General features: G+C 59.9%; 18 protein-coding genes and 1 tRNA gene. 10 read left to right on the forward strand and 9 right to left on the reverse strand.

Features of this window, described 5'->3' with window-relative positions; all coding sequences use genetic code 11:
* Nucleotides 1-40 precede the first annotated feature (40 nt).
* The 5 genes from BN1012_RS07545 (at nt 41) to BN1012_RS07565 (ending at nt 5,930) form a co-directional block, all read left to right on the forward strand.
* A complete protein-coding gene (locus tag BN1012_RS07545; protein ID WP_043949149.1) occupies nt 41-970 on the forward strand; it encodes a cupin-like domain-containing protein in 930 nt (309 codons plus the stop codon).
* 26 nt (nt 971-996) lie between these two features.
* The gene (locus tag BN1012_RS07550) at nt 997-2,238 is read left to right on the forward strand and encodes a GNAT family N-acetyltransferase (protein WP_043949150.1); all 1,242 of its coding nucleotides are present in this window, start codon (nt 997-999) and stop codon (nt 2,236-2,238) included.
* Nucleotides 2,235-3,644, forward strand: coding sequence for an oligosaccharide flippase family protein (locus tag BN1012_RS07555; protein WP_052534791.1), 1,410 nt, complete (start codon nt 2,235-2,237; stop codon nt 3,642-3,644). Before BN1012_RS07550 ends, BN1012_RS07555 begins: the two co-directional genes overlap by 4 nt.
* 100 nt (nt 3,645-3,744) lie before the next feature.
* Nucleotides 3,745-5,019 carry a GNAT family N-acetyltransferase gene (locus tag BN1012_RS07560; protein ID WP_052534794.1) on the forward strand — a complete coding sequence of 425 codons (1,275 nt, stop codon included), beginning with the start codon at nt 3,745-3,747 and terminating at the stop codon, nt 5,017-5,019.
* Nucleotides 5,016-5,930 carry a JmjC domain-containing protein gene (locus tag BN1012_RS07565; protein WP_122381354.1) on the forward strand — a complete coding sequence of 305 codons (915 nt, stop codon included), beginning with the start codon at nt 5,016-5,018 and terminating at the stop codon, nt 5,928-5,930. The genes BN1012_RS07560 and BN1012_RS07565 overlap by 4 nt, the downstream gene beginning before the upstream one ends.
* On the opposite strand, the gene BN1012_RS07570 is transcribed toward BN1012_RS07565, so the two are convergent.
* Nucleotides 5,927-8,206, reverse strand: a complete 2,280-nt coding sequence (locus BN1012_RS07570) for a Wzz/FepE/Etk N-terminal domain-containing protein (RefSeq protein ID WP_043949151.1) — start codon at nt 8,204-8,206, stop codon at nt 5,927-5,929. The two genes, BN1012_RS07565 and BN1012_RS07570, sit on opposite strands and share 4 nt — an antisense overlap.
* A 268-nt stretch (nt 8,207-8,474) precedes the next feature.
* Here BN1012_RS07570 and BN1012_RS07575 point away from each other — a divergent pair, with 268 nt between their 5' ends.
* From BN1012_RS07575 to BN1012_RS07585, 3 genes are read left to right on the forward strand one after another with little or no spacing between them, the layout of a single operon-like run.
* Nucleotides 8,475-9,104: a polysaccharide biosynthesis/export family protein gene (locus BN1012_RS07575; protein WP_043949152.1), complete on the forward strand. Its 630-nt coding sequence runs from the start codon at nt 8,475-8,477 to the stop codon at nt 9,102-9,104.
* Between the two features lie 9 nt (nt 9,105-9,113).
* Nucleotides 9,114-10,349, forward strand: a complete 1,236-nt coding sequence (locus BN1012_RS07580; RefSeq protein WP_063958494.1) for a glycosyltransferase family 4 protein — start codon at nt 9,114-9,116, stop codon at nt 10,347-10,349.
* 1 nt (nt 10,350) lies between these two features.
* A complete protein-coding gene (locus BN1012_RS07585; protein ID WP_043949153.1) occupies nt 10,351-11,622 on the forward strand; it encodes an O-antigen ligase family protein in 1,272 nt (423 codons plus the stop codon).
* A gap of 63 nt (nt 11,623-11,685) precedes the next feature.
* Here the strand turns inward: BN1012_RS07585 and BN1012_RS07590 are convergent.
* From BN1012_RS07590 to BN1012_RS07620, 7 genes are all read right to left on the reverse strand, one after another.
* A tRNA-Pro gene (locus tag BN1012_RS07590) sits at nt 11,686-11,762 on the reverse strand.
* Between the two features lie 107 nt (nt 11,763-11,869).
* Nucleotides 11,870-12,373, reverse strand: coding sequence for a MerR family transcriptional regulator (locus tag BN1012_RS16800; protein ID WP_081826280.1), 504 nt, complete (start codon nt 12,371-12,373; stop codon nt 11,870-11,872).
* A 35-nt stretch (nt 12,374-12,408) separates the two neighbouring features.
* Complete coding sequence (locus tag BN1012_RS07600; RefSeq protein WP_043949154.1) at nt 12,409-12,744, reverse strand: integration host factor subunit alpha; 336 nt, start codon at nt 12,742-12,744, stop codon at nt 12,409-12,411.
* Between the two features lie 108 nt (nt 12,745-12,852).
* On the reverse strand, nt 12,853-13,821 hold the full coding sequence (locus BN1012_RS07605; protein ID WP_043949155.1) for a beta-ketoacyl-ACP synthase III: 969 nt from the start codon (nt 13,819-13,821) through the stop codon (nt 12,853-12,855).
* Nucleotides 13,818-14,891: a phosphate acyltransferase PlsX gene (plsX, locus tag BN1012_RS07610; RefSeq protein ID WP_043949156.1), complete on the reverse strand. Its 1,074-nt coding sequence runs from the start codon at nt 14,889-14,891 to the stop codon at nt 13,818-13,820. The genes BN1012_RS07605 and plsX overlap by 4 nt, the downstream gene beginning before the upstream one ends.
* Before the next feature lie 182 nt (nt 14,892-15,073).
* Complete coding sequence (locus BN1012_RS07615; RefSeq protein ID WP_043949157.1) at nt 15,074-15,637, reverse strand: YceD family protein; 564 nt, start codon at nt 15,635-15,637, stop codon at nt 15,074-15,076.
* Entirely contained in the window at nt 15,630-16,187 is a 558-nt protein-coding gene (locus tag BN1012_RS07620) for a ubiquinol-cytochrome C chaperone family protein (RefSeq protein ID WP_043949158.1), read from the reverse strand. The genes BN1012_RS07615 and BN1012_RS07620 overlap by 8 nt, the downstream gene beginning before the upstream one ends.
* A gap of 167 nt (nt 16,188-16,354) precedes the next feature.
* Here BN1012_RS07620 and BN1012_RS07625 point away from each other — a divergent pair, with 167 nt between their 5' ends.
* Both BN1012_RS07625 and BN1012_RS07630 read left to right on the forward strand, forming a co-directional pair.
* A complete protein-coding gene (locus BN1012_RS07625) occupies nt 16,355-16,879 on the forward strand; it encodes an outer membrane protein assembly factor BamE (protein WP_052534799.1) in 525 nt (174 codons plus the stop codon).
* Between the two features lie 12 nt (nt 16,880-16,891).
* Nucleotides 16,892-17,338, forward strand: a complete 447-nt coding sequence (locus tag BN1012_RS07630; protein ID WP_043949159.1) for a GFA family protein — start codon at nt 16,892-16,894, stop codon at nt 17,336-17,338.
* 237 nt (nt 17,339-17,575) lie between these two features.
* On the opposite strand, the gene BN1012_RS07635 is transcribed toward BN1012_RS07630, so the two are convergent.
* A complete protein-coding gene (locus tag BN1012_RS07635; protein ID WP_043949160.1) occupies nt 17,576-19,693 on the reverse strand; it encodes a sodium-translocating pyrophosphatase in 2,118 nt (705 codons plus the stop codon).
* Nucleotides 19,694-19,870: the final 177 nt, after the last annotated feature.

Here is a 19,870-nt window from a genome sequence, read left to right on the forward strand (position 1 = left end):
TTTGATTTTAGTGAACTGTTACATTTGGGGAGCCCCAGGCATGTCCCGCATTCTGGATATCACACAAGAAAATGCCGATCGTTTTTCGACCGGCACCGTGCAGGCCAAGCACCGCTTTTTGGAAAGCGGCCTGTTCGAGGACGATGCGCTCGCGGAGCTGATTGAAGGCTATCCCGAAGAGCATATGAGCATCCACACAACAACACTCAATCCCGACGGTGTGGAGACCTGGCGTCATGGCTCCATGAAGGGCCGCACCGGTGCTGATGTGATTGAGGCGATCAAACATGGCAAGCTCTGGATCAACCTCCAGCACATGGAAGACGTCGCGCCACGTTACCACGCGCTGGTCGCCCGGGCGCTTGATGATGTGACGGAGAAAAATCCGTCTCTCAAGCACATGCGGCACAACACCGGCATTCTGATTTCCAGCCCGTCGGCGCGGGTGCTCTATCACTGCGATATTTCGCCGGTGGTCCTGTGCCACATCCGGGGTGCAAAGCGTCTTTGGCTCTATCCCAACACGGACGAGTTCATTTCAAACAACTCTCGCGAGCAGGTCGTGCTGCGCGAAACGGAAGAAGAAGTGCCCTACTCCGAAGACATGGATGCCCATGCCCAGGTCTTTGATCTGAAGCCCGGTGATCTTCTGTCCTGGGAAATGCAGGCACCGCATCGCGTGGACAACATCGAAGGTCTCAATGTGTCCATGACAACGGCCTACTACACGCCCGAAGCCATGAAGCAGTATGGCGTCATCTACGGCAATGGCGTGCTGCGTCGTCTGTTCGGCATGAACCCTAAAAGCGTCGACACCAAGGGCCTTGCCGCCATGATCAAGTGCGGGCTGGCCTTTGCCGTGAAGAAGACCGGCGTCCTTGAGGCCAATGAACGCGAATTCGTCACGACCTTCGAGGTCGATCCCACGCAGGAGCTTGGCTATGTGGAGTTTGAGGGACATCGGGCCTAGCGCCTGATGTTCGCCCAGGTGCACACATGTCTCAGAATGCCGCGTCACCCACATCCATAATCAGGTCTCCCGCGTCATCTGCCGGTGACGCATCGCTGCACATTGTCCGGTCAATCGACGATGTGCAGTACCGGGTTTCGATCTACCACAATCTGGATGACTGCGCCGTTGCGTGGCGGTTGCTGGAGCAAACAGCTCACGCGACGGCCTTTCAGCAGCATGCATGGCTGTGTGCATGGATGGCTACTGTCGGTAAGGCCAGAGAGATTGAACCCTGCATCGCGCTTGTGCGTGATCCAGATGGTGAGCTGGTGATGATCCTGCCCTTCGCCGTTGAACGGGTGATGGGTGTCTCCACGCTTGTGTGGCTGGCGCAGGACGAGGCCGACTATCACGGGCCCCTGATCCATCCAAACTGGAACAGCAACACAACACGCCAGGAACTCGGCCGCATCCTGAACGTGATTGCGACCACCGTAGCAAAGGTGGATGCGTTCAGTCTCACCAAGACGCTTACCGAAATTGAAGGTGTAAGGAATCCGCTGACCCTGTTGGAGCATGATGCCCACCCGTCGTCCGGCCACGCCATTTCACTCGACCATGATGACTTCAATACCTTCTATGCAGCCGCGCGCAGCAAATCGACACGCAAACGCGACCGCCAGCGCCGCCGGCGTCTGGATGAGAGTGGCGATGTTGCCTTCACAATTCCCACAACCCGGGCCGACCAGCACGCCATGCTGGAAGCGATCCTCAAGCAGAAAGCCACCTGGCTCAGCGAACGCGGAATTGTCGATCCGTTCGGGTCCGACGAGGTCAAGGCCTTCCTGCACGGCCTGATTGATGACCACACCATGCGCAACAGCCTGCACTTGTCGGCGCTCACCCTTGATGGGGACGTCATTGCGGGTAATGTCGGCTTCGTCAGAGGTGACCGGTTTTATGCCGTCATCGGTAGCGTCACCGAAGGCGAAGCGTCCCGGCACTCACCGGGCACCATTCACTTGCATGAATTGCTGCGCTGGTGCTTTGCCAACAATATCTCGGCCTTCGATCTCACCGTGGGTGACGAGGGATACAAGAAGGACTGGTGCGACGCGCATCTGGACCTCATCGACATCCGCATTCCGCTGACTTTTTCAGGCTACCTGTTCACGCTGCCCTCGCGCCTCAAGGATACGCTGAAGCGGCGGATCAAGGCATCGCCTGCCATGTTCAACCTGGCGCTCCTTGCCCGCCGGGCTGTGCGCTCCGTCATCCCTGCATGACCGCGCTGGACACACAGCAGTCCGCAACAAACAGCTTTGTGCGGCTGACGGCGAAGGTTGCCTCCATGCTTCCAGATCCGCTCGGCAAAAAGCTGTCCGGCCTTCTGGACAACGCGGATGATCTAGCATCGGTCCTGCGCGGTGCCGCCTCGGTGATGGCGATCCGGGTGGCCGGCGCCTGTGTCAGCTTTGTCTCCCTTGCCCTGCTCGCCCGATGGATGGGTGCCTTCGAATTCGGCATCTATGCCTATGTGTGGACCTGGATCATCTTTATCGGGACCATGGCACCGCTGGGTCTCAATACATCCTTGATGCGGTTTATCCCCGAATACATGGCCCGCCAGCGCTGGGGACGTATCTGGGGCCTGCTCACTCAGGCGCATCTCATCGTGCTGGCCGCGTCCACGGCGGCGTCAGTTATTGGCGGCATCATCCTGTGGATCGTCCATCCCTACATCGACGACTACTACGTTGTGCCATTTGCCGTCGCTCTTCTGGTCCTGCCGCTATACGCCCTGCTGGACACACAGGAAGGCACCGCGCGCGCATTTGGCTGGGTAACGCTGGCCTACATCATCCCCTACCTGATGCGGCCCTTGCTGCTGCTGCTTGGCATCGGCACGCTGGTTCTGGTCGGTCTTGCACCTGACGCGATCGATGCCCTGCTGGCGATGGCCGCTGCATGCATCATCGGCATCACCGTGCAGGCCATCGTGCTTGTGCGCAGCATCCGCGCCACCGTGCCACGTGCCAAGCCACGCACCCATGCGGGCTACTGGCTGATGATTTCCATGCCGATGCTGGTGTTTGAAGGCGCCTACCTTCTGATGTCATCAACCGATGTCATCATGCTTGGCCAGATCGAGGACCCGGCGTCCGTCGCGATCTACTATGCCGCGGCCCGCACCGCGAGCCTGATCGGCTTTGTCTATTTCGCGACAACGGCCCGGACCGTTCCCAAATTTGCCGAGATCAATGCATCCGGCAGCCGGGAAGACCTGCAGAAATTTCTCGACGGCGTGAACCGCGTCAGTTTCTGGCCGAGCTTCATGGGCGTGCTGGTCCTGCTCGTCATTGGACAATACATCCTCGGGCTGTTCGGAGATGGCTTTGAGGACGGGTACTTGATCCTTGCGATCCTCTCCATGGGGTACATGGCCCGCTGCACGGTTGGCCCGCTTGAATATCTCCTGTCGATGACCGGCAGGCAGATGATCGCCACGAAGATCATCTGCGCCTCTGCGGTGTTCAACGCCGGGCTCAACCTGCTGCTGATACCTGAACTGGGAACACTCGGCGCGGCGCTGGCGACCATCATTGCCATGCTTGTGAACCTCGCAGCTCTTGCCATCGCCGTGCATAGAAAACTGGGCATCAACGCGTTCCTGCTGCGTCCAGGGCGGTAGGCACGCGCTGGCGTCCGCATGGCATTGCGATTGCTGCGTACCAGCATGACCCCCGACCGCCTGTGCCCTATTGGCACACTCGGCTGCCTCAGGAAGCCAAATGAGCCTGATTGAGACCAAATACAGCGAAACAGCGCAGGTGCCTGCCCCACTTTTGCGCGGCCAGACCGTGCCGCCGGCAGCGCTTGCAAACCCGCGCTTCAGTAGCCAGTGGACAACCACTGAGAAACTGGACGCCGATTTCATGGCGGAATGGACCGAACTCGCAGCCGCCGCCAGCGAACCCAACCCGTTTTACGAACCACATCTCTTGCTGCCTGCCCTGAAGCATCTGGTGGGGCGCGACAACGTCCGGATCCTGACCGTGCGCGACCGCCTGATGGCCAATCGTCTGGTCATGCTGGTCCCCCTGCAAATCACCGCGACCTATCGCGGTATTCCAGCCCGGTGCGCCCGCCCCTGGCGCCACATCCACACATTTCTGGCAACGCCGCTTGTGCGCCATGGCAATGAAAAAGACGCCATCAGAGGCCTGATGACCCACCTGGCTGCGGACGGCATACCCCTCCTGCGCCTGCACCACATGGCGTCTGACGGGCCGGTCAATGCCGCCCTGCGCGATATTGCCGAGGGGGCTGATACAGCCATAACAACAACGCGCACTTTTGAGCGCGCCATTTTGAAAAGCGATCTGGATGCAGATGCCTATCTGACATCCAGCATTTCGAAGAAGAAACGCAAGGAATATGGACGCCTCAAACGCCGTCTGGCCGATGAAGGTGACGTCACCTTTGAAACGCCTGACATGAACGACCCTGCCTGCGTTGAAGGCGTGGTGCTTGAGTTTCTAGAGCTCGAGCGGACCGGCTGGAAAGGAGCCGCAGGCACCGCCATTGCGTCACGACCTGCGGAAGCCCGGTTCTTTGTTGACGCTTGCCGCGCAGCCGCTGCCACGGGAAACCTGTCGCCGCTCACGCTCCGGCTCGACAATGTGCCGATCGCCAGCATCATCAACTTCAAGGGCTCAGCTGCGCGCGATACCAGCCTTTTCTCGTTCAAGATCGCCTATGACGAAACCTACGCACGCTTCTCGCCGGGTGTCCTGCTTGAGCTGGAACTGACAGCCCGTGCCCTCGCCGCAAATGACATTACCTGCGTCGACAGTTGCGCCAACCCCGACCACCCGATGATTGACCACCTGTGGCGCGAACGCCGCGCCATGCAGGACGTTACGTTGGCCACATCCAAGGCAACCTCGGCGGCGCTCATTGGCCTCACTGCGCTGAGTGAAAAGTCGGCGGCAGCGACAAAACGCCAAATCCAATCCGCAGCGAAGGCACTCAAAAAGAGCCTGCTGAAAAGGAAGGCAGCATGAACCAGATATCTCCAATGGATCATTTTTCAGCGCACGACGGTGGCATCGAGATGCGCGTCGGTATGTCGCCCTTCAAGATGCGTCATGATCTGGCAGGCAATCCCCTGTTCAGCCTGGAGGCCATGGCTGACCTTGCAAGTGAGTTGCCGCGCGACAAGGTCGACTACAATCTCGCCAATCTTCCTGTGGATGTCTCCGGCAAGCATGTGCCGTTCAACGGCATGTCAGCGGCAAACACGATCAAGGAAATCGAGACCTGCGGCTCATGGATCGTCCTCAAGGGCATGGAACACGTCCCGGCCTACAATGTCCTGCTGGATGAACTGATTGATGAGCTTGCCCATTTGAGCGGCGTATCCACATCAGCCTTTGACAATCGCGTGGCCCTTGGTTTCGTCACCTCGCCGGGTGGCGTCACGCCCTATCATCTGGACTCAGAGCACAATTTCCTGCTGCAGATGTCCGGCAAGAAGACCATCACCATCCTGCCCCATCAGGCGACGACGACTGCTGAGGACACCGAAATTTCACCGGCCAAAAGCCGGTACATCCAGTATCAGCCGGGCTTTGCTCCATTGGAGCAGACATTCGAGTTGAGCGCCGGTGACGCGGTCTGTGTGCCCTTCAACGATCCTCATTATGTGAAGAACGGTGACGCCGTCTCCGTCTCCATGGGCATTACGTTTCATGATCTTGAAACATGGCAGCGGCGCAAGGTGGCGACCGTCAACCACATGCTCCGCCGTATCGGACTGCCGCAGGAGCGGGCCGGCACGCAACATGGAAAAGACCAAATGAAGGCCGCCGCCTATGACGCGCTCAATACCGTCGTAGATCCCATTCGGAACAACAAGAAGGCACGGCAGTTTGTAAAGAGACACGTGCTGCGCGGCGCAGCTGCAACGCCTTAGGCGATTTGAATGAGGCCGGCCGTATCGGTCTGCGGCAGGGCCTGTGTCGGAGCATTGGTGCCCCGCAGGAGAACGAGGCTCGTGTCCGAAGCCCGGTCGAACGACGGCGCAAGTCCAAGGACGACACTGTCCGGATCACCTACCAGAACAATCTGCGCTGATTGAGCAAGGGCCTGCATGGCGTTTGCAATCAATGCTGGATCATCGTGAACGGGGATGGATCCCCAGCCGATGAAGCGCGCACTCGACTGCGTGTCCGGCTGCATCACCTGGGCAAAGCCACAATGGCGGCTCATGACATCGGTCAGGCCCATGGCAGGCTGTGGCGACGTCCCCACCACCACAACACTCTTGCCCTGCTGGGCGAGAAGCCGTGCCAGCCCGACGAGACCTTTGGGACCCGACTGACCACACGCCACCCGCACCACGCGGCCTGGCACATGCTGGCCATAGCGGCTGGGGCGTGACGCAATAAAGCGCAGAATTTCCTGAGCGGACTGGCTCAAGACCCATTGGTCATGTTGGGTCAAGGTCGGGTTGGCCGGGAGCAGCGCAATCATCTGTGTAACCGGTTGCCGGGGCACACCCTGCTGCGGTGCTGCGTAGGCAGGCATCGGTGGCGGAGGTGGCGGCGGCGCTGATCGGTAAGCCTGTTGTGGCGGCTGCGGCCGGAAGGGATCGACATATCCTCCAGCAGCATAAGCCGGTGCCGGTTGGCGACGCTGTGGCTGCGGGGCATAGGGCTGCAGGGGCGCACGAGCAGGCTGTGACTGATAGGCATAGGCCTGCTGAGGCGCATAGGCGGCATCGTAGCCAGCGGGCACCGCTGGGGGAGCCGGTTGCTCAGAACGCCGCATGGACGCGGCAGCGGCATAGCGAGGTGCCGGTGTTGTGGCGCCCGCAAGCATCTCCGTGGCCAGCACAATCAACAGCCCGAATGTCAGCGAGGCCATGAAGGCCAGCATCAGGATGGGGCCTTTCTTTGGGAAGGACGGGCTTTCAGGTGTTTCCGCCCGGGAGATGATCCGTGCTTCTGGACGCTGAATGGAGCGGTCGTCCCGGGCCCCTGCTTCACTGGCACGTAAGAGAAACGATTCCAGCAGTCCGCGATTGGCGGCAGCCTCGCGTTCAAGGGATCGCAGCTCACTTTCCTGCTGCTTTTCCGTGGTGACGTCTTTCTTGAGCCGCGCGATGGAAGATCGCAGCGTTCTCTCGCGCGCGGTTGCGACACGCACATCATTTTCCAGACGGCGGGCAATTTTGCCGACTTCAGCTGAAATGGCGCGGCGCAGATCATCGAGTTCGGCCAGACGCGCAATCATGTCAGGATGCTGGGGCAAAAGATCGGCCGACAGATCAGTGATCTGCCGTTGCAGCGCCACTTCCTGCTGCCGCAACTGGCGAATGAGCGGATTATCCAGCACTTCAGAAGATGTTTCGATGCCAGCAGGTGACTGCATCAAGGCCCGCGCACTGTCGAGACGCGCCTGCAGTTCAGAGCGGGTCGTGCTCGCGGTAATCAGCTGGGCGTTGAGGGCAGCCAGCTCCGTGTTCTTGAGCAGGTTGCCGTTTGATTCAAAGATGCCGGACTTGCGGCGAAACTCGCTGACAGCAGCTTCGGAGGCTTGCACCTGGGCGCGAAGTTTGTAGACCTGCTCATCAAGCCATGAACTCGCCCGGCGCGTGACAGCCACCTGTGCATCCAGCTGCCCGCCCACATAAAGGTCGGCAATGGCATTTGCCACCATCATGGCGCTGCGCGGATGCTCCGCCCAGAAATCAATTGCGATCACGCGGGACTCGCCCACCTGATAGACATTCAACCGGTCGAAATATGCGCTGATCACCGCTGCACGGTTGGCAGGCTTGCGCGCACCAAACCCAAACAGTCCCCCGCCCGTCGTGGAGAACTCTTCCCACGTGTCAAGTTTGAGCTGCGTCACCACCTGGTCTGCGAGCGAACGCGACAACAGGACCTGGATTTCGCTTTCAATCTTTTTCTGATCGGCCTCACGCACCGCCTGGTTGGCCAGTGGATTTGTCGCGTCAGGCGTCTGGCCTTCGATGAGAATGCGGACTTCGCCGGTGTAATGCGGTGTGACGGTGCTCAGGGCCGCATAGGCAAGAACAACGCCCGCAAGCACGAACAGCACCAGGAACCATTTACGGGCCCAGACCCGTGCCAGCAATGCCCAGACATCAAGGCCCGCTGAGCCGTCTGCCGATCTTCCGGCAGCAGACATATCGTGATCCTGGGTGGGCACACCGTAAGACATGGGCGAGCTTGCATGCTCCTCATTGCCGCTGGTGCCAAAGTCAGGGCTGCACAGCGGACATACGCCCGCGAATCGCTCCGCGCGCAAAAATGATCCAGCCTGCTTTTTAGCGGCCTTAAGGTAACCGGGATGTTAACCCGCATTAATTTTCCCGGTTTTCCCGGCGATTTTGGCCGTCCTGTCCCCCAAAGGCGCTAAGGCGATGGTAACCGTGACCGGTCTAGGCTCGCACACCTGACACAAATTCGAAGGTGTAGCGGTGACATCCATGCGTGCGTATCAAAAACTGTTTGGTGGATTGAGCCTGATGTCGGCACTCGTTTTGGCGGGCTGCGGCGGCTTTTCCAGCGAGCCACAGATGCGGGTAGCATCGGCCCCCTTGCCGGCCCATCCACAGGCTGCCAGCCAGCAGCCCATGCAGAACGCAGCGCCCATGCCGGGCCGCCTGTCCCAGTACCGATTGGACGCAGGCGATGAACTGCGGGTGATCGTGTTTGGTCAGGAAGCCCTGTCCGGCACGTTCCGTGTGGATGATTCAGGGTCGATCACCATGCCGCTCCTGCCGCCTTTGGGTGTTCGCGGGCTCTCAACAGCACAGACCAAGACATCCATTGAACAGGCCCTGTCGCAGACATTGCTGCGCAACCCGAATGTGTCCGTTGAGGTATCGCAGTTTCGTCCGTTCTTCATTCTCGGACAGGTCAACGCGCCGGGACAATATCCCTTTGTTTCGGGCATGACCGTTGAGACCGCTGTTGCCATCGCCGGTGGGTACACCTACCGCGCCAATACTTCGCGCGCACGGATTACCCGCACGGCCTCAAACGAGTTCAAGGCGGAGACCAACGCTCTGGTGATGCCCGGCGACACCATCTTTATCCGCGAACGGTTCTTCTAAGCCCAGATCATGACCGCATCAACGCACCACATCGAGCATGAGGCAGAGCGTAAGCTCAACATTCTGCATGTGTTTCGCGCGCCTGCCGGCGGGCTCTTTCGCCATGTCCAGGATCTGGTGCGTGGACAGGTCGCTGCCGGTCACAGGGTTGGCATCGTCTGCGCGTCAAACGATGTGTCACCTGCGGCTGAAAAAGCGCTTCTGGCGCTGGAGCCGGACCTGGCCCTTGGTATGCGCCGCATCTTCATGTCGCGCCTGGCAGATCCGCGAGACCTGGCAGCCATCACGACTGTGCGGGCGCTGCGATCAAGCCAGCAACTGGACATTGTGCACGGCCACGGCGCCAAAGGCGGCCTGATGGCCAGGCTGGCTGTGCACCGTCCGCCCAACGACGCCGCACCGGATCGCCGGGCCCGTTCTGTCTACACGCCCCATGGCGGTTCATTGCACTACGACGCGACATCCCTGTCCGGCATGGCGTATCTCGCCGTCGAAAAACTCCTCAACAGCCAAACCGACGCCTTCATCTTTGAAAGCGAATTCGCACGCAGTGTGTTTGCGCGAAAGATTGGTGCGCCAAAAGGCAATTCCCAGATCGTGCACAACGGTGTGGGTGAAACGGATTTTCTGCCGCTGCCAAACCGACAGAGCACCTACGACATCGCCTTTGTCGGCGAGTTGCGGATGCTCAAAGGCATTGACATCCTGCTGGACGCCCTCGCGACCCTGCGCGGGCGCAATCTGCGGATCGTCATTGCTGGCGATGGCCCTGACCGGGACCACTTCATCGACCGGGCCTGCAACCTCGGCCTGGCACCCATGGTGACATTCCCCGGTGCGCTGCCCGCACGCGAGGTGTTTGCCTCCTCGAAAATGCTGGTGGTGCCGTCGCTGGCGGAGTCCCTGCCCTACATCGTTCTTGAGGCGCTGGCCGCAGCAATGCCGCTCGTGGCGACCAACTGTGGCGGCATTCCGGAAATCTTTGCCGATCGCGCTGACAGTCTTGTGCCGCCGGGCGATGCCCTGGCGCTGGCAGAGGCTCTTACGCGCACACTGGATGCGCCGGCCCAGGCAGACGCAGTTGCAAAGCAGATGCGCCAGGACATTGCGCACCGTTTTTCTGTCGGCACCATGGTGCGCGGCGTCGATGACGTTTATCGCACCGCGCTGACCGGTCTGCCGGTACGTGACGGCGTACCGCAGGTGATGATCCCCGCAACGCCGCATTCCGCCAACGGGGCCTGACATGTCTGCCACGGCAGTACATCCACCTGTGCACGCATCTCCACAGGCACCTGACCTGTCGTCGTCTGCGCGATGGAGCCAAAGTCTCGACATCGCCAACACGGCCTTTGCATCGGTATTGCTGTTCTGCCTGATGGCAAGCTCGCATTACGTGCTGCGCGAGCCCGCGCCGTACGACCTGATGATGGTCGCGACAGCGGGCATGCTGTTCATGCTGGGACTGCGCATCCCGGCAGGTGTAGCCCTGCCCTTTGGTCTCATGGCGCTGGTCCTGTGCGGCTACATGATCGGTGGGACGAATGCGCGATACATTGATCTGTCGATCACGTTTCTGCAGACCTCGACCTACCTGACCCTTACCTTTGCGTTTTACACCGCCGTCGTGGCGGCCTCCCCGGACAGGGCTTTGAAAGCCCTGTGGGGCGGGTACATTCTCGCAGGCCTGTGCGCGGCGTTTCTGGGCATCGGGGGCTATCTGGGATTCATTCCCGGCAGCGACATTCTGCTGGGCGCCGGGCGCGCCAAGGCCCTGTTTGAAGACCCCAACGTGTACGGACCATTTCTGGTGCCGCCGACGATCTATGCAATCTGGCGCATGACAACACGTGGTGTGGGACCGGCCGTCTTTTTCTGGGGCCCGATCGCCACCATCCTCGTGCTCGGACTGTTCCTCAGTTTCTCACGCGGCGCGTGGCTGCACATGATGCTCTCCGCCGGCGCTTTTGCAGTGCTGGCCGGCATGGCGCCGGAAACCCGTGGGCAACGCGGGCGCATCGTGATGATCGCCATGCTCCTTGGGGTCATGCTGACCCTTGCCATTGGCTGGGCAATCAGCATCCCCGAAGTCCGCGAGCTGCTGGAGCAGCGCCTTGGACTGCAGTCCTATGACACCAAGCAGGGCGGACGGTTCTCCGGCCAGTTTGAAGCCCTCAAGATGGCAATGCTCAATCCATTCGGGATTGGTCCCAACAACTGGGGCATGATTGCCGCCCAGGACACCCACAACGTCTATTTGAATGTTTTTGTCGGGGGCGGGTTCCTGAGCCTTGTAGGCCTTGTCGGCGCATTTGGCCTCACCGTGGTGCGCGGCTTCAGATATGCCATGACCGGCCCAAGGCGCGGTGTGTTCATCGTGGCCTTTGCAAGTTTCATCGGACTGATCGCTGAAGCCATCATCATCGACATCAACCACTGGCGGCATTTGTATCTGCTGATGGGCATGATGTGGGGTCTGATGCTGGCCGCACCACCTGCCGCCCACACGCGCCGCTAAAACAAACAGGCCGCGTCTGACATCACGTCAGACACGGCCCGCTAAGTGGCGTATCGCCGAATATGGTCGGAGCGGCCGGATTTGAACCGACGACCCCTTGTCCCCCAGACAAGTGCGCTACCAGGCTGCGCTACGCTCCGTTAGACCGCGACAGGACATGAATTCCTGCCGGGAGGGAGGCGGACTATAGGGGCGGTTCTGCCGATCCGCAACGCTATCTCCGCCAGAATTTGTGCTCAATTCAGGGTCAGAACCAGGTGGCCGCGCGGGCATTCTCAAGCTTGGCTTTGAGGCCTTCCAGCTCTTCCAGAAGCAGCTCAAGTTCAATCTGCTGGTCTTCTGTCAGCGGCACAGGAGGAAACGGTGCCGGGGCCACGTGCTGCGCCGGTTCGGGCGCAGGCGCCACATCTTCTTCGATGGCTGGTTCGGTGATCTCACCGGCCGCTTCCGCCTCGGCGAGTTCAGCTGCGTATTCCTCGCGGCCGATTTCACTCACATGGCGCACGCCCTGCTCGCGGAACACCTTCTGAACGCCCTTGATCGTGTAGCCGTCGTGATAAAGCAGCGTGCGAATGCCGCGCAGCAGATCAACATCTTCAGGCCGGTAGTAGCGGCGGCCACCACCACGCTTCAGCGGCTTGATCTGTGTGAATTTGGTTTCCCAGAAACGCAGCACGTGCTGAGGCACATCAAGGTCCATGGCGACCTCGGATATGGTTCTAAATGCGTCTGGTGACTTCTGCACGTTCATGGAACCCTCAGGCCCGGAATCGGGGCTCAACCGGGTTAGGCGACTTCAGGAGTATCAGAGCTCGGCGCGTCATCGCGCGGGGCGGACTTGTTGACCCGGTCCTTCAGCACATGGCTTGGACGGAACACCAGCACACGCCGTGGCTTGATGGGTACTTCTTCGCCGGTCTTGGGGTTACGCCCCACACGACCACCTTTTTCGCGCACGGAAAATGCGCCGAAGGACGAGACCTTGACGGTTTCACCCTGCTCAAGGCTGGACGAAATCTCTTCCAGCACCCGCTCGACAAAATCAGCGGATTCGTTGCGGGAAAGGCCGACTTCCTGATAGACGGCCTCGCTCAGATTTGCGCGTGTAAGTGTACGACTCATGGGTGCTTTTGTACTCCTCAAGCGGTCTTATCGCAAGCAGCTTAAATGCCGCAACCCCAATGCGGCCAATAGCTTAACTCAAAAAGTTAATGCATTCGCGCGGGTGATCTACCAGCGAATGAGCGCAGATCCCCACGTAAAGCCGCCGCCCATGGCCTCCAGCAGCACCATATCGCCCTGCTTGATGCGTCCATCCTTGACCGCCACATCCAGCGCCAATGGCACAGAGGCGGCAGATGTGTTGGCATGCTGCCCGACCGTCATCACCACGGTTTCAGGGGCAAGGCCGATGCGTTTGGCCGTCGCATCCAGAATGCGCTTGTTGGCCTGATGGGGCACAAACCAGTCAATATCCTTGGCCTCAAGGCCCGTTGCGTCCAGCGCCTCATCAATGGCTTCAGCAATGTTCACCACGGCGTGGCGAAACACTTCCTGGCCCTCCATCCGCAGATGACCCACGGAGCCCCGTGACGGACCACTGTCCACATAAAGCTTGCTGCGATGACGACCGTCAGAATGCAGATGAGTTGTCAGGACGCCGCGATCCGTATTGGACCCCTCGCCTTCGCCAGCCTGCAACACGATCGCGCCCGCGCCGTCGCCGAACAGAACTGCTGTCGTGCGGTCTTCCCAGTCGAGAATGCGCGAGAAGGTTTCAGCGCCGATGACCAGCACGTTCTTCGCCTGGCCCGCCTTGATGAAATTGTCCGCCGTCGCGACCGCGTACACAAAGCCCGAGCACACCGCCTGCATGTCAAACGCAAAGCCGCGCTCCATGCCCAGTGCGGCCTGCACGACCGTTGCCGTCGCCGGGAACGTGTCATCCGGTGTCGCCGTTGCCAGAATGATCAGGTCCAGATCATCCGCATGCACGCCCGCATTGGCCAGCGCATCCTTAGAGGCTGCAATGGCCAGATCGGAGGTCAGTTCACCGTCGGCAGCGATATGGCGCTGATGAATACCCGTGCGGGCGGTAATCCAGTCGTCAGACGTGTCCACCAACGTGGCCATCTCGGCATTGGTGATGATGCGCTCCGGCAGATACGCGCCGACGCCTTTTACGATTGAACGGATCATGCCGTGCTGGGCTCCGGTGTTGCTTCTGCCTGTTCGGCGGCGTCGTCGCGCCCGCCTTGAACCTGTTCCAGGTCGACGGCGATCTTCTTGATGATGTCGTTGCGGGCCATGTCGATGGCCAGGTCGAGTGCTGCGGCGATGCCTTCAGCCGTTGCTGACCCGTGGCTTTTGACGACAACCCCATTGAGCCCCAGAAACACGCCGCCATTCACGCGGCTTGGATCCATGCGCTGACGCAGGACATTGAACGCACCGCGCGCAAACAGATAACCGATGCGCGAGGCCAGTGACCGGCGCATGGCATTGGACAGATAGTCACCAATCAGCCGTGCCGTGCCTTCGGCGGTCTTGAGAGCGATGTTGCCGGTGAACCCGTCGGTCACCACGACATCCACCGTCCCTTTCGAGATGTCATCGCCTTCCACAAAGCCGGCAAACTCAAAGTCCAGATGGGTGGACCGCAGTGTTTCAGCGGCGGCCTTGATCTGCTCATTGCCCTTCATCTCTTCGGCACCGATGTTCAGCAGACCAACCGTCGGCTTGGGCTGGCCCAGCGCCGTGCGCGCCATGGCTTCCCCCATGATAGCGAAGTTCACCAGCGCATCATGCTCGGCAACCACATTGGCACCCACATCCAACACCACGGTTTCCCCGCGCATGGTGGGCCAGATCGCCGCCAAAGCCGGGCGGCTGATGCCCGGCATGGTGCGCAGGACCATCCGCGCCATGACGGTAAGCGCACCGGTGTTGCCACAGCTCACAGCCGCATGCGCCCGTCCCTGCTTTACCGCATCAATGGCCAGCCACATGCTGGAAACCTTGCGGCCCGCGCGCAGCGCCTGGCTCGGCTTGTCATCCATGGAGATGGCAACGTCCGTGTGGTGGATGGTGGAGACGGCCTTGAGCTCAGCGTCCGCATCCAGAAGCGGCTTTAGCTGCCCTTCGTCGCCGTGAAATTCGTAGCGAACATCGGGTTGGCGAACGCGAGCAATACTCGCCCCACTGACCACAGCTTCACATCCCAGATCGCCACCCATGGCATCCAGAGCGATGGTAATGCTGCTGGCCAATAAGAACTCCGCTTCAAATCAGTTGCCCGGCTGGCACGGGGACGAGACCCCGGCACCGGAACAGGAATGAATGCCTGCAGCGATAAATAGGAAGCGAATCCACCAAATAGGACCCCTGCGCAGGCGGCGTGCAACATAAAGCAACGCCGCAGCAACTCAACCTTGACACTAACTAATTGGTTTTATTGATCTTTGCCGTTGGGCTTCAAAGCCGCCAACGCAGCAAATGGAGACGGCTCCTCGGGCGTTGTCGCCTCTTCGGGAATCGCCGCGCCGGCCTTTCGCGGATAGGGATCAAGGGCCAGCGACAGATACTGAACGGTGACGTCGCCCGCATCGAAACAGGTTCCCGTCTCCCCGCCCAAAGGCTCCGGGGCATCGTCTTCCGGCGAGACATCAATCTCCTGACCCGGCTTGGGGTCATCGATCATCTTTGCCGGCAGGAACTTCACTTCGAACGCGTCACGCACCGTTGCGGGCACAGGCTCCAAGGTGACAACGCAGGTCTGCACCACATCAGCCTCGAACGTCGCTGTCATCCGCGCACCCGAGCCACGCCAGGGACGCACCGCGATGCGAATGTCAAAACGATCAATGGCCTGCAGACCAAGGCGCTCAGCAACGGCGGCCATCTCAGCTTCTGTCGGCCGGATGGGGCGTTCGATGCCGGTCGCAGGCAGGGATGCCACATCCACAACATAGGAGTACTCAGGCTCATGCGCGTCAGGGGAACCAGTGTCAGCCATGTGCACTCACCTTGGGAAAATCGACACGTCCGTCGCTGATGGCGTCAATCGACTGTGACGCCAGTGACGCCTGAGCCGCACGCAGATAGGACGCCAGCGCCGCCAGGCTATCGGGGGCAGCAGTTGCGTCCGCAAAAATGTTCCGGTCGATTGCCTCGATCAGCGCCACGTCATTGGGTTGGGCCAGTGCCTCATCATAGGCTTCGCCACGCCCATAGAACTTGGCGGCCATTTTCTGAATGCGCTTGCTGATGCCCATGTCACCCACACCCAGCTCCCGAAGCGCATGGTCCATGTCACGGAACATGTGGTCGAACAGGTCCTGAGACAATTCGCCCGCCGCCTCGCCCCCGTCACGCAGCCGCGCCACGACGAGATAGCAGTGCATCACCAGCATATCGAACCGCCCGTCCACGCTGTCCGGCACACCCAGAGCCGCATAGAAATGCGGGTCACGCGATTGCGTCATGATCGTGGTGTACAGCGCGTTCAGCACCGGCTGGTGGCTCTTGTCGGCCCGGAATGGGGCCAGTATGCGGTCTAAAACCATGGTCGTCCTCTCTGGCGCGCTCCAACATGTGAAGGCGCAGCCTGCATTAAGCCCAAATGACCCTCTTGCCAAGAAGGCCGCCGCTCTTCATGAATTGGCATATGATTTGGTGCGCCGGACGAAATCGTCGATATTTGTCTCAGCGCCCGCCATCCACGGAGAGTAAAGTGCGCAGGCAATCGTCAATTTCACTGTGGCTCAACAGCGCAGGCACCCGCAAAATCTTCACCCGCAAAACCCTCAAAGGATCCGCTTTGGCCGTCGTGCTGGCGGCAGGGCTGGCAGCATGCGTGCCCACAGTTACCCAGCGCGGTTACGTTCCCAACGAAGACCTGATCTCCGAAATCCGTGTCGGCATCGACAACAAGGACAGCGTGCTCAGCAGTTTTGGCTCCCCCTCCACCGTGTCCACTGTGGAAGGCGACTCCTGGTACTACATCTCGAGCATCCACGAACAGCTGATGTTCTACCGGGAAGAAGCGGTCGATCGTGAAATCGTCGCGGTCTATTTCGATGAAAACGAGAACGTCAAGCAGCTCGGTTACTACGGGCTTGAAGATGGCAAGATCGTGAACTTCATCAGCCAGGAAACACCAACCCGCGGCAAGGAACTCACCTTCCTGCAGCAGATGTTCGGCAACCTTGGCCGCTTCAGCGGTGCCACCCGTGCCGACCCGACACCGGGCCTCTAGCCTTTGCCTGAAATGACGCAGGTCCGGGAAGGTGGCTGTCGATGTGGACAGCTTCGCTTTCGGATGCCCTGGCCACCGATGATCACCATGGCGTGCCATTGTACCGGGTGTCAGCGGATGACCGGTGGTCCCTATTCACTCAGCGCCATGGTGGCCGGTGATGCCTTTGAGGTCACCAAGGGCCAGCCCGTTGTCGGCGGTCTCAAGGGCGACGAGATAGACCACATGTTCTGCCCCGACTGCATGAGCTGGGTCTTCACCCGGGTGATGGACGGCGCCTTCATCAATGTCCGCTCCCCGATGCTGGACGACACGTCTGGCACAGAGCCCTTCATTGAGAGCTATACATCCGAAAAACTCGACTGGGTCCAATTGAAGACGCCGCACAGTTTTGAAAAGTTTCCCGAGATGGATGACTACACAGCGATCATTCAGACTTATGCGGCGCAGCACGGCTGAGACCTGACGTGCCAGTGTCATGCACTGCTTGGATTGTCCGGTTAAACCGGACAATGGCGAGGCAGAGAAAGCAGTCGCTAAGAAAGGATCGGTGGCGAAACACCACACAACGCCATCCCACGGCTTGACCGGGGGATCCAGCTTCAGGGCCGGCTGTCCAGATAGTCCGCCCTCCTCAAAGAAAAAGGCGGCGCCCCAACCGGGACGCCGCCTTCTTTGTCTTGGATGGTCTGACGCTTAGTGAGCCAGAACGGCCAGCAGCAGCAGAGCCACGATGTTCGTGATCTTGATCATCGGGTTCACAGCCGGACCGGCAGTGTCCTTGTAGGGATCACCAACGGTATCGCCTGTGATGGCAGCCTTATGGGCATCAGAGCCCTTGCCGCCATGGGCACCGTCTTCAATCACCTTCTTGGCGTTATCCCACGCACCGCCACCGGCAGTCATGGAAATGGCCACGAAGAGGCCTGTCACGATCACGCCCAGGAGCATCGCGCCCAGAGCAGAGAACGCAGCTGACTTGTCGGCAACCGCAGAGATCACAAAGAACAATACGACCGGTGACAGAACCGGCAGCATTGACGGAATGATCATTTCGCGGATGGCAGCCTTGGTCAGCAGATCAACCGCCTGCTTGTAGTCTGGCTTTTCCGTACCCTGCATGATGCCTGGCTTTTCTTTGAACTGACGGCGCACTTCTTCAACGATGGCTGCAGCAGCACGGCCAACGGCCATCATGCCCATGGCACCGAAGAGGAATGGCAACATGCCGCCCATCAGCAGGCCAACCACGACGTAGGGGTTGGACAGCGAGAAGTCGACGCTGATGCCAGCGAAGTATGGATACAGTTCCGGGTTTGCTGCGAAGAATTTGATGTCCTCGGTGTAAGCCGCAAACAGCACCAGAGCGCCAAGACCAGCTGACCCAATGGCATAGCCCTTGGTCACAGCTTTTGTGGTGTTGCCAACCGCATCAAGCGCGTCAGTGGTCTTGCGGACGCTTTCGTCCAGCTCGGCCATTTCAGCAATACCGCCGGCGTTGTCGGTCACAGGACCAAACGCGTCGAGCGCCACAACCATGCCGGCAAGAGCCAGCATCGTGGAAACCGCAATGGCGATGCCGAAAAGACCTGCCAGATTGAAGGTCACAATGATGCCCGCAACGATAACGATGGCGGGAAGCGCTGTGGCTTCAAGCGAGACGGCCAGACCCTGGATCACGTTTGTGCCGTGACCGGAGACGGAAGCCTGAGCAACGGACTGCACAGGGCGGTAGTTGGTGCCCGTGTAGTACTCGGTGATCCAGATGATGAGACCGGTGATGACCAGACCGGCAATACCGCAAAGGTAAAGCGCCATGCCATCGAAGGTCAGACCATTGGTCAGCGTGTAGGACGTATCCAGACCAACCACTTCGTCAGTGACGAAGTAGAGAGCGATCAGCGAAAGCACTGCAGAGGCGATGAAGCCTTTGTAGAGCGCACCCATGATGCTGCCGTTGGACCCCAGCCGCACGAAGAACGTGCCGATGATCGACGTCACGATACAGGTCGCACCGATGACGAGCGGATAGATCATCATTGTTTCGCCAGCACCGCCGATGAAGAAGATCGAGGCCAGAACCATGGTGGCAACAATCGTCACCGCATAGGTTTCAAACAGGTCAGCCGCCATGCCCGCGCAGTCGCCCACGTTGTCGCCCACGTTGTCGGCGATGGTCGCAGGGTTGCGGGGATCATCTTCGGGAATGCCGGCTTCGATCTTGCCGACGAGGTCACCGCCAACATCCGCACCCTTGGTGAAGATGCCGCCGCCAAGACGGGCAAAGATGGAAATGAGTGACGCACCAAAGCCAAGCGCCACCAGCGCATCAATCACCTGACGTGAATTGGCCGCGTGACCCAGCGTGTCTGTCAGCACCGTGTAATAGACAGCCACACCCAGAAGGGCGAGACCGGCCACCAGCATGCCTGTAACAGCACCGGACTTGAACGCGATGTTCAGGCCGGCTGCGAGGCTTTCAGATGATGCCTGTGTTGTCCGGACGTTGGCACGCACGGACACGACCATGCCGATATAGCCGGCAACGCCGGACAGAATGGCACCGGCAGCAAAACCGACTGCTGTCAGCATGCCAAGCAGCGCCCAGACGATGCCAAAGATCACCACGCCTACGACGGCAACGGTTGAGTATTGGCGGTTAAGATATGCAGCTGCACCTTCCTGAATGGCGCCTGCAATTTCCTGCATGCGCGCATTACCCGGGCTCGCCGCCAGCACGGAGCGAATTGCCCACGCGCCATAGACGAGCGAAAGAGCGCCCGCGGCCAGAATGGCCATCATGGTTGTACTCATTTTCGGAATGTTCCCCTGACTAGGTCTGCCGGAGAGCCGACAGCCAATCTATTGGTTTGTATTTCGACGGGTGAAGCCCTGTAAGGCAGCGCCGGACCGCATCCGGTGCAACCAACCCCTCCCCCGCGTTTGATGGCGCCACAATGCCAAAGGTCCCCGGCCAAGGCAACCGGCGTT

The organism is Candidatus Phaeomarinobacter ectocarpi (assembly GCF_000689395.1).
Taxonomy (GTDB): Bacteria; Pseudomonadota; Alphaproteobacteria; order CGMCC-115125; family CGMCC-115125; genus Pyruvatibacter; species Pyruvatibacter ectocarpi.